The sequence below is a fragment of the Streptomyces sp. NPDC042102 genome, from assembly GCF_055582305.1.
Map to the genome: position 1 here is coordinate 427,781 of NZ_JBVJDL010000005.1, position 17,360 is coordinate 445,140.

A 17,360-nucleotide genomic window follows, 5' to 3' on the forward strand; every position below is an offset into this window, starting at 1 on the left:
TCAGCCCTCGGACAGGCTGCAATAGAGGCTAGAGACCGACCTCGCGCATGAGCATGCCGACCTCGGTGTTGGTCAGGCGGCGCAGCCAGCCGGACTTCTGGTCGCCGAGCTCGATCGGGCCGAACGCGGTACGGACCAGCTTCTCGACCGGGAAGCCGGCCTCGGCCAGCATGCGGCGCACGATGTGCTTGCGGCCCTCGTGGAGGGTCACCTCGACCAGGTAGTTCTTGCCGACCTGGTCGACCACGCGGAAGTGGTCGGCGCGGGCGTAGCCGTCCTCCAGCTCGATGCCGGACTGCAGGCGCTTGCCCACCTCGCGCGGCAGCGGGCCGGTGATGGCGGCCAGGTAGGTCTTCTGCACGCCGTACTTGGGGTGGGTCAGGCGGTGCGCCAGCTCGCCGTGGTTGGTGAGCAGGATGATGCCCTCGGTCTCGGTGTCCAGGCGCCCGACGTGGAAGAGCCGCGTGTCACGGTTGGTGACGTAGTCGCCCAGGCACTGGCGGCCGTCGGGGTCCTCCATGGTGGACACCACGCCGGCCGGCTTGTTCAGCGCGAAGAAGAGGTACGACTGGGTGGCGACGGTCAGGCCGTCCACCTTGATCTCGTCCTTCTGCGGGTCCACGCGCAGGCCCTGCTCGACGACGACCTTGCCGTTGACCTCGACGCGGGCCTGCTCGATCAGCTCCTCGCAGGCGCGGCGCGAGCCCATGCCGGCGCGGGCGAGCACCTTCTGCAGCCGCTCGCCCTCCTGCTCGGCGCCGGGGAAGGTCTTCGGGGTCTTGATCTCGGGCTTGTTCGCGTAGCGCTCGCGGTTGCGCTCCTCGACGCGGGCGTCGTACTCGCGGGGGCGCGACTGGCCGCTGCGGCTGCCGGGACCGCGGCGCGGGCCGCCGGCCCCGCCGATGCCGGGGGTCTTGGACGTCTTGGGGCCGCCCTTGGCACCGCCGCGCGCGGCCGCGCCGCGGGCGCCGCCGCCACCGGCCTTGGCGCCGCCGCCGCTGCGCTCGCCCTCGGGGCCCACGTCGTAGCGGCGCTCCTCGGGACGCGGACGGCGCGGACGGCTCTCACCCTGGCCCTGACCCTGCCCCTGGCCCTGACCCTGGCTCCGGCCCCGGCCCTGGCTCTGGCCCTGGCCGCCCCGGCCGCCGCCCTGCCTGTCGTCGCGCCCGTTCCCGGCGCCGCGGTAGTTACCGCGCCCGCCGCTGTTGCCGCTGTTCCTGTTGCCGCCGTTGCCGCCGCTGCTTCGCATCAAAGTTCCGTCGTCTTGTCGTCTTCGTCTGTGTCCGGAGCGTCCGGATCGAACGACGGGACGCCTTCCTGCGTCTCGGCCTCGATCGCTTCCGCCTCCGGGAGGAAGGGCGCGAGCTCCGGGAGCTCGTCCAGGCCGCGCAGGCCCATCCGCTCCAGAAAGTAGTTCGTCGTCCTGTACAGGATCGCACCTGTTTCGGGTTCCGTGCCCGCCTCCTCGACCAGACCGCGCTGGAGGAGGGTGCGCATGACCCCGTCGCAGTTGACTCCGCGCACCGCCGAGACGCGGGAACGGCTGACCGGCTGGCGGTACGCGACGACGGCGAGGGTCTCCAGGGCCGCCTGGGTGAGCCGGGCCTGCTGGCCGTCCAGGACGAAGCCCTCGACGGCGGCGGCGTACTCGGCGCGGCTGTAGAACCGCCAGCCACCGGCGACCAGCCGCAGCTCGAAGCCGCGGCCCTGCACGGTGTACTCGTCGGCGAGCTCGCGCAGCGCGTCGGCGACCTCACGGGGAGTGCGGCCGAGCACCTTGGCCAGGTGGGCCTCGGTGGCGGGTTCGTCGACGACCATGAGCACGGCCTCGAGCGCGGGCTTCAGCGGCACTGCCGCCCCCTCAGTCACGATCGCCTCCACTCTCCTCACTCTCCTCCACGACTCGGTCGAACTCGTCGGTCACGGCCGGCCCGGGACCGGTGCCGCCGCTCCAGCGGACCATGAGCGCCCCCAGGGCCTCCTCCTGGTCCAGCGAGACGGCCTTCTCCCGGTAGAGCTCCAGGAGCGCCAGGAAGCGCGCGACGACGGTCAGGGTGTCGGTGACGCCCTCGGTCAGCTCCTGGAAGCTGGCCTCGCCGCGCGCCTGGAGCATCCGGACCACGACCTCGGCCTGCTCGCGCACGCTGACCAGCGGCGCGTGGATGTGGTCGACGTACACCTCGGGCTTGGCCCGGGGCTGCATGGCCTTGACGGCGAGCCGGGCGAACCCTTCGGCGCCGATGCTGATGACGACCTCGGGCAGCAGCTCGGCGAGGTGCGGCTCCAGCCCGACGGTACGGGGGTAGCGGCGCGCCTCGGCGTCGGAGCGGTCCTCGAAGATCGCGGCGATCTGTTTGTACGCCCGGTACTGCAGCAGCCGGGCGAAGAGCAGGTCCCGGGCCTCCAGCAGGGCGAGGTCGGCCTCGTCCTCCACCTCGGCGGCGGGCAGCAACCGGGCGGCCTTGAGGTCGAGCAGGGTCGCGGCGACGACGAGGAACTCGGTGGTCTGGTCGAGGTCCCAGTCGGGTCCCATGGCCCGGATGTACGCCATGAACTCGTCGGTGACCTTGGACAGCGCGACCTCGGTGACGTCGAGCTTGTGCCGCGTGATGAGCTGCAACAGCAGATCGAAGGGCCCCTCGAAGTTGGCGAGCCGCAACGTGAACCGCCCGTCACCACCACCCTCAGCCCCACGACCGCCCCCCGCCGACACCACCCCGTCCCCCGCCACCGGCACGCCCGGTGCCCCAACGGCCCCGGCCCCCGCCAGGGCATCGGCGCCCACGGCCGTCAGCTCGACGGAAAGGGCCTCCGACCCGGCGACGGGGCCCGGCTCCGGGGCCGCCGCCGGGCCTGGCTCCGGGGCCGCCGCGGGGACGGGCTGGGGAGCCACCGCAGGGTCGGGCTCGGGGGCCGCCGCAGGGACGGGCTCTTGGGCCGCCGCTGCGGGGACGGGCTCGGGGGACGGCTCTGCCGCCGCCCCGGCAGCCGGTTTCGGGTCGGCCCCCGGGCCGCGGCCCAGGCGGCGCCTGGGGGCGGGCCGAGCGGGGTCGTTCGGGGGCATCGCGTTCCTGGGTCCGGCGGCGTGTCTGGCGGCCCTGGCAGCCTACCGGGCACCCCCCGGTTCCCTCGGCGCCGACGCCCGCAACGCGACCCCTGCTCCCCGTCGCACCCGGCGGCTCCACCGGCCCCGCTCAATCGCCGCTCGGGCTCGAAACGGCCGGCCCTGATCCAGCCGCCGGCGCTTGAGGCGCAGGGCGTGGGGCAGAGCCCCGCATGCCTTCACGAGGTGGCCCCACGGCTCCGGCTCGGAACATCGGCCCCTATCCAGCCTCGCCGGCGTTTGAGGCGCGGGGCGTGGGGCGGAGCACCGCAGGCCTTCGCGAGGTGCCCAGTGGCTCCGCCGAGCCCCGCTCAAACGCCGCTCGGGCTGCAAGCGGCGACCCCCGCCCGCCCCGCGGGCGCTCAACGCCCCACCCAGCCCCGCCGGCGTTTGAGGCGCAGGGCGTGGGGCAGAGCCCCGCAGGCCTTCGGAACACGACCCCGCGCCTGCGGCGAGCCCCGCTCGAAACGTCGGCCTCTATCCAGCCTCGCCGGCGCTTGAGGCGCGGGGCGTGGGGCGGAGCACCGCAGGCCTGCGTGAGGTGCCCAGCGGCTCCGCCGAGCCCCGCTCAAACGCCGCTCGGGCTACAGGGGCCGACCCCCGCCTGCCACGCCGGCGCTCGACGCCCCACCCAGCCCCGCCGGCGCTTGAGGCGCAGGGCGCGGAGCAGAGCCCACAGGCCTTCGCGAGGTGGCCCCGCGGCGCCGGCTCGGAACGCCGGCCTCTATCCAGCCCCGCCGGCGCTTGAGGCGCGGGGGCTGTGGGGCGGAGCACCGCAGGCCTGCGCGAGGTGGCCCCACGGCTCCGCGGAGCGCAAGAGGCTTCAGCGGCCGCGCAGGCGGCGGACCAGGATGCTGGCGTCGCCGCGGGATTCCAGGTCCGCCAGGACGACGGCGACCGCCTCGCGGACGATGCGGCCGCGGTCCACGGCCAGCCCGTGCTCGCCGCGCAGCACCAGCCGCGCGTGCTCCAGGTCCATCAGTTCCTCGGCGGAGACGTAGACCGTGATCTTCTCGTCGTGGCGCTCGCGCCCGCTCGGCCGGCGGTTCGCCCCCCGGCCCCCTTTGCGCCGCGACGTACCCGTGGCCGCGGCCGGGGCCGGGGCGGGGCCGGAACCTTCCTGCGGGCGGCGTGGGGCGGCGACCACCGGTTCCTCGGCCTCCCGGCCGGGGCCCGCCGCGGTGTCCCGCGTCGCGCTGTGCTCGGAGTCCGAGGGCGACGCCTCGTCAGGACCCCGTCGCGGTGAGGAGGCCTGCAGGGCCGTCCCCCCGGTCGTACGGAACAGTTCGTCGGCTCCGGGCAGACTCACTCGGCGTGACACCGGGCGAGCACCTCCCTGGCGAGCTGGCGATACGCGGCGGCGCCGACGGAGTTGGAGGCGTACGTGGTGATCGGCTCACCGGCGACCGTGGTCTCCGGGAAGCGCACCGTACGGCCGATGACGGTGTGGTAGACGTGGTCGTCGAAGGCCTCGACCACCCGCGCCAGCACCTCGCGGCTGTGCACCGTACGGGAGTCGTACATCGTCGCCAGGATGCCGTCGAGCTCCAGCTCCGGGTTGAGGCGTTCCTGGACCTTCTCGATGGTCTCCGTCAGCAGCGCCACACCGCGCAGGGCGAAGAACTCGCACTCCAGCGGCACGATGACCTTGTGAGCTGCTGTCAGGGCGTTCACGGTCAGCAGGCCGAGCGAGGGCTGACAGTCGATCACGATGTAGTCGTAGTCGTTCATCAGCGGCTTCAGGGCCCGCTGGAGCGTCGACTCGCGCGCGACCTCGGAGACCAACTGCACTTCCGCGGCGGACAGGTCGATGTTGCTCGGCAGCAGGTCCATGTTGGGGACCGCCGTCTTCAGCAGCACCTCGTCGGCCGACATGCCCCGCTCCATGAGCAGGTTGTAGACCGTCAGGTCCAGCTCCATCGGGTTGACTCCGAGGCCCACGGACAGCGCGCCCTGCGGGTCGAAGTCGACGAGCAGCACGCGCCGCCCGTACTCCGCGAGTGCGGCGCCCAGGTTGATGGTCGACGTGGTCTTGCCGACGCCGCCCTTCTGGTTGCACATCGCGATGATCTTCGCCGGACCGTGGTCCGTCAGCGGACCCGGGATCGGGAAGTACGGCAGCGGCCGTCCGGTCGGGCCGATCCGTTCGCGGCGCTGTCTCGCCGCGTCGGGTGCGAGGGTGGCCGCGTACTCGGGGTCGGGCTCGTACTCGGCGTCGGGGTCGTAGAAGTGCCCTTCGGGCACCACGTCGTAGTCGGCGAGACCGGTGGGCGTGGCGCCGCTCAGGTCGCCGGCCGTGGAGTTCACGTCTAGGCCGTCCATGCTCTTTTGGGGCGTCGTCATGTGCTGGTGGTTTGCGAAGGTGCGTACTGCGACGGAGCCGACAGCTTCGAGTCCGGCAGGGCCCTGGCCCCGCGCAGACGCGTCTGCTTGACCACCCCCAGGAGCAAATGTCGACTCATTCACAAGTCGTCTTACCTCCTTGGACGTGACCAGGACACTTATCGATAGGTCAGCGTGGCACCATGCCGACGGTTGGCGACTCTATGGCGTGTCACCACTCCGCAGCAACACAATCCGCCGGACCCGGCACGATGTGTCGGCAACCGAACACCACTCTGTCAAGGGCGTCCGGGCCGTCACTGTGAAGTTTCGCGGGTGCGCGAAACGGTTAAAGGGTTACGTTCGAGGCGAGTTGAGCGGGATCTCCGCCGGGCCGCCATACGCGTCCGGCCGGACCTTGCGGGCAAGGTCCGGCCGGATACGTGAGATTGACGTCAGTCGTTGACGTGATCAGCCGAGCAGCGTGCTGAGCTCCAGGGTCTGCAGGCCGTGGGCCTCGGCGACCGGACCGTAAACGACCTGGCCGTCATGGGTGTTGAGGCCGAGCGCCAGCGCGGGGTCCCGGCGCAGCGCCTCGACCCAGCCCAGGTTCGCGAGCTGCACGATGTAGGGCAGCGTGGCGTTGGTCAGCGCGTAGGTGGAGGTGTTCGGCACCGCGCCCGGCATGTTGGCGACGCAGTAGAAGACCGAGTTGTGGACCTGGAAGGTCGGCTCGGCGTGGGTGGTCGGACGGGAGTCCTCGAAGCAGCCGCCCTGGTCGATCGCAATGTCGACAAGGACACTTCCGGGCTTCATCTTGGCGACGAGCTCGTTGGTGACCAGCTTCGGGGCCTTCGCACCCGGGATCAGCACCGCGCCGATGACGAGGTCGGCCTCGACGACGGCCTTCTCCAGCTCGAAGGCGTTGGAGACGATCGTCTTGATCTTCGTGCCGAAGATCTTGTCGGCCTCGCGGAGCTTGTTGATGTCCTTGTCGAGCAGGGTCACGTGGAAGCCCATGCCGATGGCGATCTGCGCCGCGTTCCAGCCGGAGACGCCACCGCCGATGACCACGCACTCGCCGGCGTGGGTGCCGGGGACACCGCCGGGCAGGACGCCGCGGCCGCCGGCCGAGCGCATCAGGTGGTAGGCGCCGACCTGCGGGGCCAGCCGGCCCGCGACCTCGGACATCGGGGCGAGCAGCGGCAGCGCGCGGTTGGCGAGCTCGACCGTCTCGTACGCGATGGCGGTGGTGCCGGACTCCAGGAGGGCGTCCGTGCACTCGCGGGAGGCCGCCAGGTGCAGGTAGGTGAAGAGCGTCTGGTCCTTGCGGAGCCGGTGGTACTCCTCCGCGATCGGCTCCTTGACCTTGAGCAGCAGGTCGGCGGTCGCCCACACCTCGTCGGCGGTACCGAGGATCTCGGCGCCGGCGGAGACGTACTCGGCGTCCGTGATCGAGGAGCCGACACCGGCGTTCTGCTCGATGAAGACCTGGTGGCCGTTGCGGACGAGCTCGTGCACGCCGGCGGGGGTGATGGCCACCCGGAACTCGTTGTTCTTGACCTCGCGGGGGATACCGACCTTCACGTCGATCACGGTCCTTGGCTCAGGGGATGTAACGGTGCAATGCCATACATACCCATTGCACCAGCGCGCAACGGGATGCACCACGGGATGACGTGGTGGAGCCAGTCTAATGAAGGATTTCTCGGTGTCTAGCCTTGCAAACCAATAATCTCAGTCGGAACCACTGCGGATTTCGTAGGCTGCGGGATCGTCTCCGAGCAATCTGTCGGCCGCGGTGCGGTGCAGCCGGGCCGCCGCCGGATCACCGAGCCGGTCGAGGGTGTCGGCCAGCCGCACCTGCAGGGCGGCCTGAAGCCGCAGGTCCCCGGCCCGCCGCGCCACCTCGATCGCCTCGCGGCAGGTGTGCAGCGATTCCTCGGGCCGTCCGGCGTACTCCTGGATCCGCGCCATTTCGCTCAACGCCCGCGCCTGGCCGGGCACATCGGCCAGCTTGCGGTAGCCGGCCGCGGCGGCCCGCCAGCTGCGCAGCGCGTCGCCGTACCGGCCCGCGTAGGTGTGCACGTTGCCGAGCCTCCCGTACAGCCTGGCCTCGTCCGCTCGCTCACCCCTCGTGAGCGACTGGGACAGCGCTCGACCGAACCAGTCGGCGGCCCGGTGCCAGTCGCCGAGCTCCTGGTAGGCGCCACCTACGGATTCCATCGCGCGGCCGGTGGCGTACGGGTCCTGCGCCGCCCGTCCGGCGTCCAGGGCGGCCCGGTAGCGCTCCAGCGCCTCCTGCGTGCGCCCGGTCTCCGCGTCGAGATCGGCCAGGTTCAGCAGGGCGGCGGCCTGCTCGCGGTGCAGGGCGCGGCGCTCGGCCACGTCCAGGACCAGCCGGTGCAGCCCGTACAGCTCGGGGGCCGCCTCGGCGGTGCCGCGGTGCTCGACCAGCGCCCGCACCAGGGCCGCGATCAGGCGGCGGGCCAGGGTGTCCAGCTCGCCGTCGGCGACCGCGAGGCGCGCACACGCGGCCAGGGCCGGCAGCCGGGTGTCCAGCCAGGTGGCGGCGGCCCGGCGGTCGGCGAAGCGCAGCGCCCGGGGCAGGCCCTCGAGCCGGTCGCGCGCGGCGACGGCGTCGGCCTCGGCCATCGCCCGGCAGGAGTGCAGCAGGCGGACGGTCCGTTCCATCATGCGGGCCCGCGCCAGCTGGACCTCGGTGGGCCGCTCCTTGGTCTCGAGCAGCGCCCGCAGCAGGGGCGCGAGGCACCCGGGCAGCCGGAACAGCCCGTCCGCGGCGGGCCGGACGAGGCCCAGACCGGCGAAGTCCTCCAGCGTCGACTGGGCGGCGGCGACCGAGCAGCCGGCGAGCGCGGAGGCGCTGTGCGAGTCGACCACCCCGGCGGGGGCGAGGGGCAGCAGGCGCAGGGTGCGCTGGGCGGGCTGCGGCAGGGACTCGTAGACCAGCCGGAAGGCGCGGCCCAGCGGGCCGGAGGTGCCGGGGGGCATGTCGTGCAGCTGTTTGGCCAGGTCGGCCAGGGAGGCCTTGGGGTGGGCGGCGAGCCAGCCGGCGACGAGCGCGAGGGCGGCGGGCTGGCCGCCGCACTCCTCGGTGATGGCCTCGGCTGCGGTGGGGTCCACGGTGACGCGGATGCCGCCGATCCGGTCCACGATCATCTCGACGGCGGCGGGGGTCTCCAGGCCGCCGAGGGTGCAGGGGCGTACGTCCGGGATGCCGGTCAGGGGGCCCTCGGAGGTGACGACGACCAGGCACTCGGGGTTGTCCGGCAGCAGCGCGTCCACCTGGTAGACGTCGGCGGCGTCGTCGAGGAGGAGGATCGCCCGGCGGCCGGCGAGCACGGCGCGCAACTGTGCGGACAGTTCGTCCTCGCCGGCGCCGGGCGGGGTGCGCTCGCCCAGTCCGGTCAGGAGGCCGCGCAGCACGGTGTCGGTGGCGGCCTGTTCCCCGCCGGGGGCGGTCAGCCGGGCCGTGTGGACCCCGTCGGGGTACTGCGCGGCCACCTCGGCCACGAACTCCTCGGCCAGCGCGGTCCGCCCGGAGCCGGGCCGCCCGGCGACGAGCAGCACGCGGGCGCGGGGCGCCTTCGCCTTGCGCCCGGAGAGGGTGTCGAGCCCGGTCCGCGCGATGTCCTCGCGCAGCTCCTTGAGCTCACGCCGCCGCCCGACGAAATCCGTCACGGATCCGCTCCTCTCCCTGCGTCCGGGAAAGCTGAGCGTAGTTCACACAGAGCGACGACTTGTGGGGAGCGCGGCGGACAAATCGCCCGATCGGATCAGCCGATCGTCACACCGGCCCCTCCCGGCGCCCACCGGCCCCCGTACGGGCCGCCTAGACCTCGTACGGGCGGGCCGGCCAGGGCGCCTGGGCGGGGCGGAGGGTGTCGGGGCCGCCGGCGGCCAGGGCGGCGGCGAGCGCCAGTACGCCCGTGACCAGGCCGGGGTTGTGCAGCTCGCCCGCCAGGACGCCGCGGACCAGCTCGGCCAGCGGGACCCGGGCCAGCTCCATGTCGGCCTCCTCGTCGGAGACCGCGTACCGCTCGCCCTCCGCCTCGGCCAGGTCGCGGGCCAGGAAGATCCGTACCGCCTCGTCGGAGCCGCCGGGCGAGCTGAAGAAGTCGGCGAGGACCCGCCAGTCCTCGGCCTTGACGTGCGCCTCTTCGTAGAGCTCGCGCTGGGCGGCGTGCAGCGGGTTCTCCCCCGGCACGTCCAGCAGCCCCGCGGGCAGCTCCCACAGCTTGTGCCGCACCGGGTGCCGGTACTGGCGCAGCACCAGGACCCGGTCCTGCGCGTCCAGCGCCAGCACGCACACCGAGCCCGGGTGCACCTGGTAGTCGCGGCGCGCCACCGAGCCGTCGGGCATCCGTACCCGGTCCGAGGCGACGGCCGTCTTCGCCCCCTCGAAGGGACGGTCCTGCGACACGACCTCCCAGGCCAGAGCGGAGTCCTTGATGTCCACGATGCCCATTTCCGAAGTCCTCCCGGACGCGCGACAGCCGGGATGCGCGCCTGCGCGCACCCCGGCTGCCTACGTTATGCCGTCACACCGTCACTTGGCGGCCTGCTGGCGCTCCACCGCCGCCTTGACCAGGCCCGCGAACAGCGGGTGCGGGCGGGTCGGGCGCGAGCGCAGCTCCGGGTGGGCCTGGGTGGCCACCAGGTAGGGGTGCACCTCGCGCGGGTACTCGACGTACTCGACCAGCTTGTTGTCCGGGGAGGTGCCGGAGAAGACGATGCCCGCCTTCTTCTCCAGCTCGCCGCGGTAGGCGTTGTTCACCTCGTAGCGGTGGCGGTGCCGCTCGTCCACGTACGCCTGGTCGCCGTAGACCTCGCGCACGATCGAGCCCTCGGCGAGCTTCGCCGGGTACATGCCCAGGCGCATGGTGCCGCCCAGGTCGCCCGCGCCCTCGACGAAGGCCAGCTGCTCCTCCATGGTCGAGATGACCGGGTGCGGGGTGGAGGCGTCGAACTCGGTGGAGTTCGCGTCCTCGATGCCCGCCAGGTTGCGCGCGGCCTCGATGACCACGCACTGCAGGCCCAGGCACAGGCCCAGCAGCGGGATCTTGTTCTCGCGGGCGTACGTGATGGCGCCGACCTTGCCGTTGACACCGCGGTCGCCGAAGCCGCCGGGCACGCAGATCGCGTCCACGTCGCCGAGCACCGCCGCCGCGCCGGCCGGGGTCCTGCAGTCGTCGGAGGTGACCCACTTGATCTTGACGCGGGCCTTGTTGGCGAAACCGCCGGCGCGCAGCGCCTCGGTCACCGACAGGTAGGCGTCGGGCAGGTCGATGTACTTGCCCACCAGCGCGACGTCGACCTCGTGGTCGGGGTTGTGGACCCGGTCCAGCAGGTCCTCCCACACCGTCCAGTCCACGTCGCGGAACGGCAGGTCGAGCTTGCGCACGACGTACGCGTCCAGGCCCTCGGTGTGCAGCACCTTCGGGATGTCGTAGATCGACTTGGCGTCGATGGCGGCGACCACGGCCGCCTCGTCGACGTCGCACATCAGCGAGATCTTGCGCTTGATGGAGGTGGGCACGTCGCGGTCGGCGCGCAGCACGATCGCGTCGGGCTGGATACCGATGTTGCGCAGCGCGGCGACCGAGTGCTGCGTCGGCTTGGTCTTCAGCTCGCCGGAGGGGCCGATGTAGGGCAGCAGCGAGATGTGCACGACGAAGACGTTGTCGCGGCCGACCTCGTGGCGGACCTGGCGGACGGTCTCCAGGAACGGCAGCGACTCGATGTCGCCGACCGTGCCGCCGACCTCGGTGATGACGACGTCGACGTCCTCGGTCGCCATGCGGCGGATGCGGTGCTTGATCTCGTTGGTGATGTGCGGGATGACCTGCACGGTGTCGCCGAGGTACTCACCGCGGCGCTCCTTGGCGATGACCGTCGAGTAGACCTGGCCGGTGGTGACGTTGGCCGAGCCGTCGAGGTCGACGTCGAGGAAGCGCTCGTAGTGGCCGATGTCCAGGTCGGTCTCGGCGCCGTCGTTGGTGACGAACACCTCGCCGTGCTGGAACGGGTTCATCGTGCCGGGGTCGACGTTCAGGTACGGGTCGAGCTTCTGCATCGTGACCCGCAGGCCGCGCGCCTTGAGCAGCGCACCCAGGCTGGAGGCCGTCAGGCCCTTGCCGAGGGACGAAGCGACACCCCCGGTGACGAAGATGTGCTTGGTCGTCATGGATTTGGGCGGCATCGCCAAGAGGGGGCTCCCGTGGTCGCGAGGTGAGGTGCGTCCGGTGCCGTTCCGCGGAGACCCGGAACGGGTCTCAGGGGGCGCCGAAGCTGCGGTTTCGGGGCCCCTGATTCGCACAGGCAGACCACCGGTCCACGGGGTACCAGCCTATCAGCGACCCGGCAGGTCCGCCTCCGGCCACGCCCGCCGGCACGTCCGGCCGCGCCCGCGTGCACGTCAGGCACGGCCCGCCCGCCCCGGCGCGCGGGCCGTGCCCGCCGTATACCGGGGGCAAGCGCCGGAACCGTTGGTCATACCAACACTCCTCACCCGTTTGGAGGAGCGCCATTGTTCCCAGACTTAAGGAGATCACTAGGGTGCCGACATATCCTGCTCGGATATCGCTCAACATCGCCGCCCGAGCAGTCCGGTCATCCGGTTCACGGCACCACCCAGCCCGTCCCGGACATCCGATGCTCGCGTGGGGGACCCTAGGACCGCGCAACAGCGCACTGCAAGCGCCCTTCGGGGCGGACGTGGCCGTTCGACTGGAGAAGCAACGTGTCCGGGCGCATCGAGGATTACGCACTGATCGGGGACATGCAGACCGCCGCACTGGTGTGCCGGGACGGGTCTGTGGACTGGTTGTGTCTGCCCCGTTTCGACTCACATGCCATCTTCGCTGCGCTCCTGGGCACCGAGGATCACGGCTTCTGGCGCATCGGCCCGGCCGTCGCGCCGGGCGCGGAGGCCCCCAAGGCCGACCGCCGCCGCTACCGGGGGGACTCGCTCGTGCTGGAGTCGGAATTCGACACACCGCGCGGCACGGTCCGCATCATCGACTTCATGCCGCCCCGCGAGGACCACGCCCCGCAGCTCGTGCGGATCGTGGAGGGCGTCACCGGCCGGGTGCCGATGCGCTCGGCCCTGCGCATGCGGTTCAGCTACGGCCGGGTCGTGCCGTGGGTGCACAAGGTCGACGCCCGTACGGTCGCCGTGGCCGGCCCGGACTCGGTCTGGCTGGACACCGACGCCCAGACGTACGGCAAGGACCTGACGACGTACGCCGACTTCACCGTCGGCCCCGGCGACCGGATCGCGTTCTGCATCAGCTGGCAGCCCTCGCACAAGGAGCCGCCGCAGGAGCCCGACGCCGAGGCCGCGCTGGAGGCCACCACCGACTTCTGGCGCGAGTGGGTCGAGCACTGCACGTACCACGGCCCCTACCGGGAGGCCGTCGTCCGCTCCCTGATCACCCTCAAGGCGCTCACGTACGCGCCCACCGGCGGCATCGTCGCCGCGCCCACCACCTCCCTGCCGGAGGAGATCGGCGGCGTCCGCAACTGGGACTACCGCTACACCTGGCTCCGGGACGCCGCGATCACCCTCTCCTCGCTGCTGCGCACCGGCTACCGCGAGGAGGCCCGCGCCTGGCGCGAGTGGCTGCTGCGCGCGGTCGCCGGCGACCCGGAGAACCTGCAGATCATGTACGGCATCGCGGGCGAGCGCGAGCTCGGCGAGACCGAGCTGGACTGGCTGCCCGGCTACGAGAACTCCCAGCCGGTGCGCGTCGGCAACGGCGCCGCCCACCAGCTCCAGCTGGACGTGTACGGCGAGGTCACCGAGGCCCTGCACCTGGGCCATATGACGGGCCTGGCCCGCAACGACTACGCCTCCCTGCTCCAGCTGAAGCTGATCCGCTACCTGGAGGCCCACTGGGACCAGCCCGACGAGGGCATCTGGGAGGTGCGCGGCCCCCGCCGCCACTTCGTGCACTCCAAGGTGATGGCGTGGGTGGCCGTGGACCGCACGATCAAGCTGATCGAGAGCGGGGACGCGGACGGACCGCTGGAGCGCTGGCGCGAGCTGCGCGACGAGATCCACCGGGACGTCTGCGAGAAGGGCTACGACAAGGAGCGCAACACCTTCACGCAGTCCTACGGCTCGAAGGAACTGGACGCCTCCCTGCTGCTGATCCCGCAGGTCGGCTTCCTGCCGCCGGACGACAAGCGGGTCATCGGAACCGTCGAGGCGATCCAGCGCGAGCTGTCGACGACCGACGGGTTCATCCTGCGCTACCCGACGGCGGGCGAGGAGGCCGGCGTGGACGGCCTGGAGGGCGACGAGGGCGCGTTCCTGGCCTGCTCGTTCTGGATGGCCGACGACCTGGCGATGATCGGCCGGGTCGACGAGGCCCGCCGGCTGTTCGAGAAGCTGCTGAGCCTGCGCAACGACGTCGGGCTGCTGGCGGAGGAGTGGGACCCGCGGCTCCAGCGGCAGGTGGGCAACTTCCCGCAGGCCTTCAGCCACGTTCCGCTCATCGACACGGCCCTGCGGCTGACGGCGAGCGGCGCGTACGGGGGCTGAGCGGCACCTCCGGGCCACGGGCCGGGGCCCGGTTCCGGCGCGCCGCCGGGACCGGGCCCGCCTAGGCTGGAGGGGTCCTTCACCCCTCGGGAGAAGGGGGCGCGTCCATGGCTCCCCACTCGAAGGCGGGCACGGCCCTGGCCGGGCTCCGCGAGGATCTGACCGGTGCCGTCCACGCCCCGGGCGATCCGGGCTACGACGAGGCCCGGACCGTCTTCAACGCCATGATCGACCGGCGTCCGGCCGTGATCGCGCAGGTCGAGGACGAGGCGGACGTGGTCACCGCCGTCCGCTTCGCGCGCGAGCTGGACCTGCCGATCGCGGTGCGCGGCGGCGGGCACAGCGTGGCGGGCATGGCGCTGGGCGACGGGGCCCTGGTCGTGGACCTGCGGCGGATGCACGACGTGACGGTCCATCCGGCCGCGAAGGCGGTCCGGATCGGCGGCGGGGCCACCATGAGCCATCTGGACCGGGCCTGCCAGCCGCACGCCCTGGCCACCACCGGCGGCCGGGCCTCCACCACCGGCGTCGGCGGTTTCGTCCTCGGCGGCGGAACGGGCTGGCTGGACCGGGTCTTCGGGCTGGCCGTGGACAACCTGCTGGGCGTGGACGTGGTCACCGCCGGCGGCGAGCGGGTCACGGCGACCGCCGAGGACCACCCGGAGCTGTTCTGGGCGCTGCACGGCGGCGGCGGGAACTTCGGCATCGCCACCTCGATCACGCTGCGCCTGCACGACCTGCCGCACATGTCGATCGCGTTCCTGATGTACCTGCCCGAGCACGGGCCCGAGGTGATGCGCACCTTCCGGGACCTGATCGAGAACGGGCCGCACGAGGCGGGCGGCGGGGTGATCTACCTGACGGCGCCGCCGGAGGACTTCATGCCGCCGCCCCTGGTCGGGCAGTTGCTGTGCACGGCGCTGCTGACGTACGCCGGGCCGGAGGAGGGGGTGCGGGAGCTGGCCGCGCCGCTGCTGGCCCTGCCGCACGAGGTGGAGATCGTCACCGGCATCCCGTACGCGGACCTGCAGTGCATGATCGACGATCCGCCGGGGATGCGGAACTACTGGTCGGCGGAGTACCTGACCGGGGCGCCCGACGGCCTGGTGGACGCCTTCTGCGGCCGGGCCGCCACGATGCCCGTGCCGTCGGGCACCCAGCACATCCTCTTCCCGCAGGGCGGCGCGATCGCGAGGGGGCCGGCCGAGTTCCCGGTGCCCTACCGGGACGCCCCGTGGGCGGTGCACCCCTTCGGCATCTGGGAGGACCCGGCGGACGACGAGCGCTGCCGGCAGTGGGTCAAGGACGTCCGCGCCGACGTGCGGCCGTGGAGCACCGGCGCGGTCTACCTCAACTTCCTCGGCGACGAGGGCCCGCAGCGCGTGGCGGCGGGTCTGGGTGACGGGAACCTGGCCCGGCTGGGCCGGGTCAAGCGGACGTACGACCCGGACAACGTCTTCCGCTTCAACCACAACATCCGGCCGGCCTGAGCCTCCTCGCGGGCTGGTGACGTACGCCACAGCCGACCGGTGATCGGATAATCCCCTTACCGGGCCGACGCGTTGTCGGTCCGGCCGGACGGCAGGACAGGACTCCCCACCCGTGGATGATGTGCGCGCGACGACACGGCCGGTAGCGTCCGGCGACATGGACAACCAGGGCGGCGGGATCACCGTTCAAAGGGCGCTGGAGCTGCCGGGGCTGCGCGGCGGGCTGCCGGAGGTGGTGGCCGGGGCCGACCGGCTGGGCCGCACCGTGCGCTGGGTGCACGCGGGCGAGGTGCCCAACATCGCCTCCCTGCTCAAGGGCGGCGAACTGCTGCTGACGACGGGACTGGGTCTGGGCACGCGCCCGGCCGAACAGCGCGCCTTCGTACGGCGCCTGGCCGAACGCGGCATCGCGGCGCTGGTGGTGGAGCTGGGGCCGCGCTTCACGCGGCTGCCCGCGACGATCGTGGAGACGGCCCGGGCGGCCGGCCTGCCGCTGGTCCAGCTGCACCGTGAAGTGCCCTTCGTGGCGGTCACGGAGGAGGTCCACACCGAGATCGTCAACGGGCACTACGCGCTGCTCCAGCGGGCCGAGGAGGTCCACCGGCGGTGCACGCAGGCGCTGCTGGGCGGCGGCGGGATCCCGCAGGTCCTGCGGATCCTGGCCGACTTCACCGCGAACCCGGTCTTCCTGGAGACCCCGGACGGGCAGCTGCTGTACGCGGCGGGCAGCGCGTCGGGGGACGCCGCGGCGGACCCGCTCCAGGTGTGGGAGGGGCTGCGCGGGCACCAGGCGGAGGGACCGCCGTCGAACGCGGTCGTGGTCGACGTACCCGGCGGCGGGCCGGGGCCCGGCTCGGTCCGGGCCCGGCTGGTGCTGCTGGGCGTCTCCGCGCCGCTGGCGCCGGTGCACCGGATGGCGGCCGAGCGTACGGCGGGCGTGCTCGCGGTGGTGCTGATGCAGGCGCGGCAGGAGGAGGAACTGGCGGCGCGTGGCCGCGGCGACTTCCTGACCGACCTCGCGGAGGGCCGGATCTCGGCGGAGGACGCGCCGGCGCAGGCGCGGGTCCTGGGCTTCAAACCGGGTTCCGGTCCGCTGCTGCCGGTGGTGATGCGGCTGTCGGCGGGCGTGGCCCCGGGCGGCAACTGGTCGGTCCTGGCGCGGGCGGTGTCGGAGGAGCTGTCGGCGGTGGGCGTCCCGGTGCTGCTGGGCGTCCGCCCGGTGGAGGGGCGGGTGCCGCTGCTGGTGGCGCTGCGCGCCGAGTCCGAGCGGACGGCGGTGGCCGACCGGGTCGCGGCGGCGCTGCGCGCGGGCGTGGAGCGGGCGGGTCTGGACCGGGCCGGGGCGCCGCCGGCGGTGGTGGTGGGCGTGGCGGGCGGCTGGGCGGCGGCCTCGTCGGGCCTGCGGCACGCAGCGGAGACGGCGACCGCGGCCCAGGGCCTGCCGGGCCGCCCCTGGTACGACGCCCGCCGCCTGGACATCGACCTGCTGCTGTGGCGGCTGCGGGAACACCCGGACCTGGCGGCGTTCGTGGACCGTGCGATCGGCGCGCTGCGGACCCACGACCAGACGTCCCGCCCGCCCCTCCTGCCCACGCTGGAGACGTACCTGGCGCACGCGGGGCGCAAGGCGGAGACGGCGCGCGAGCTCCACCTCAACCGGCAGACCCTGTACAACCGGCTGGCCCGGATCTCCGAACTCCTGGGCACGGACCTGGACGACCCGGAGACGGTCCTGTCCCTGAGCCTGGCCCTGCGCGCCCGCCGCCACACGGCGTAGCCGGGCCCGCCGGACGGCACACCCAGCCCGCGCGGCGTTTGAAGCGTGGAGGGTCCCCCGGAGTCTTGGGGAGGGTCCGGGGCGGAGCCCCGGTTTCGG

General features: G+C 72.8%; 12 protein-coding genes. 3 read left to right on the forward strand and 9 right to left on the reverse strand.

The window, feature by feature from the left end:
- Positions 1–28 precede the first annotated feature (28 nt).
- From ACZ6KO_RS24095 to ACZ6KO_RS24135, 9 genes are all read right to left on the reverse strand, one after another.
- Positions 29–1,249 carry a pseudouridine synthase gene (locus tag ACZ6KO_RS24095; protein ID WP_469306052.1) on the reverse strand — a complete coding sequence of 407 codons (1,221 nt, stop codon included), beginning with the start codon at positions 1,247–1,249 and terminating at the stop codon, positions 29–31.
- Entirely contained in the window at positions 1,249–1,818 is a 570-nt protein-coding gene (gene scpB / locus ACZ6KO_RS24100; RefSeq protein WP_469306086.1) for an SMC-Scp complex subunit ScpB, read from the reverse strand. The genes ACZ6KO_RS24095 and scpB overlap by 1 nt, the downstream gene beginning before the upstream one ends.
- A gap of 43 nt (positions 1,819–1,861) precedes the next feature.
- Positions 1,862–3,064, reverse strand: a complete 1,203-nt coding sequence (locus ACZ6KO_RS24105; protein ID WP_469306053.1) for a segregation and condensation protein A — start codon at positions 3,062–3,064, stop codon at positions 1,862–1,864.
- Positions 3,065–3,926: 862 nt separating this feature from the next.
- Entirely contained in the window at positions 3,927–4,412 is a 486-nt protein-coding gene (locus tag ACZ6KO_RS24110) for a hypothetical protein (protein ID WP_469306087.1), read from the reverse strand.
- On the reverse strand, positions 4,409–5,569 hold the full coding sequence (locus ACZ6KO_RS24115; RefSeq protein ID WP_401456592.1) for a ParA family protein: 1,161 nt from the start codon (positions 5,567–5,569) through the stop codon (positions 4,409–4,411). The genes ACZ6KO_RS24110 and ACZ6KO_RS24115 overlap by 4 nt, the downstream gene beginning before the upstream one ends.
- A gap of 327 nt (positions 5,570–5,896) precedes the next feature.
- A complete protein-coding gene (ald, locus tag ACZ6KO_RS24120) occupies positions 5,897–7,012 on the reverse strand; it encodes an alanine dehydrogenase (RefSeq protein WP_469306088.1) in 1,116 nt (371 codons plus the stop codon).
- Positions 7,013–7,162: 150 nt separating this feature from the next.
- Positions 7,163–9,127 (reverse strand): tetratricopeptide repeat protein, encoded by a 1,965-nt coding sequence (locus tag ACZ6KO_RS24125; RefSeq protein WP_469306054.1) that lies wholly within the window; start codon positions 9,125–9,127, stop codon positions 7,163–7,165.
- Between the two features lie 151 nt (positions 9,128–9,278).
- Positions 9,279–9,914, reverse strand: a complete 636-nt coding sequence (locus ACZ6KO_RS24130; protein ID WP_469306055.1) for an NUDIX domain-containing protein — start codon at positions 9,912–9,914, stop codon at positions 9,279–9,281.
- Between the two features lie 81 nt (positions 9,915–9,995).
- On the reverse strand, positions 9,996–11,648 hold the full coding sequence (locus tag ACZ6KO_RS24135; protein WP_401456596.1) for a CTP synthase: 1,653 nt from the start codon (positions 11,646–11,648) through the stop codon (positions 9,996–9,998).
- 540 nt (positions 11,649–12,188) lie between these two features.
- On the opposite strand from ACZ6KO_RS24135, the gene ACZ6KO_RS24140 reads away from it, so the two are divergent.
- The 3 genes from ACZ6KO_RS24140 to ACZ6KO_RS24150 all read left to right on the forward strand — a co-directional run bounded on the left by ACZ6KO_RS24140 (position 12,189) and on the right by ACZ6KO_RS24150 (position 17,261).
- Positions 12,189–13,994, forward strand: a complete 1,806-nt coding sequence (locus tag ACZ6KO_RS24140) for a glycoside hydrolase family 15 protein (RefSeq protein WP_401456597.1) — start codon at positions 12,189–12,191, stop codon at positions 13,992–13,994.
- Between the two features lie 107 nt (positions 13,995–14,101).
- Positions 14,102–15,484, forward strand: coding sequence for an FAD-binding protein (locus ACZ6KO_RS24145; RefSeq protein WP_469306056.1), 1,383 nt, complete (start codon positions 14,102–14,104; stop codon positions 15,482–15,484).
- A gap of 157 nt (positions 15,485–15,641) precedes the next feature.
- The gene (locus tag ACZ6KO_RS24150) at positions 15,642–17,261 is read left to right on the forward strand and encodes a PucR family transcriptional regulator (protein WP_469306057.1); all 1,620 of its coding nucleotides are present in this window, start codon (positions 15,642–15,644) and stop codon (positions 17,259–17,261) included.
- Positions 17,262–17,360: the final 99 nt, after the last annotated feature.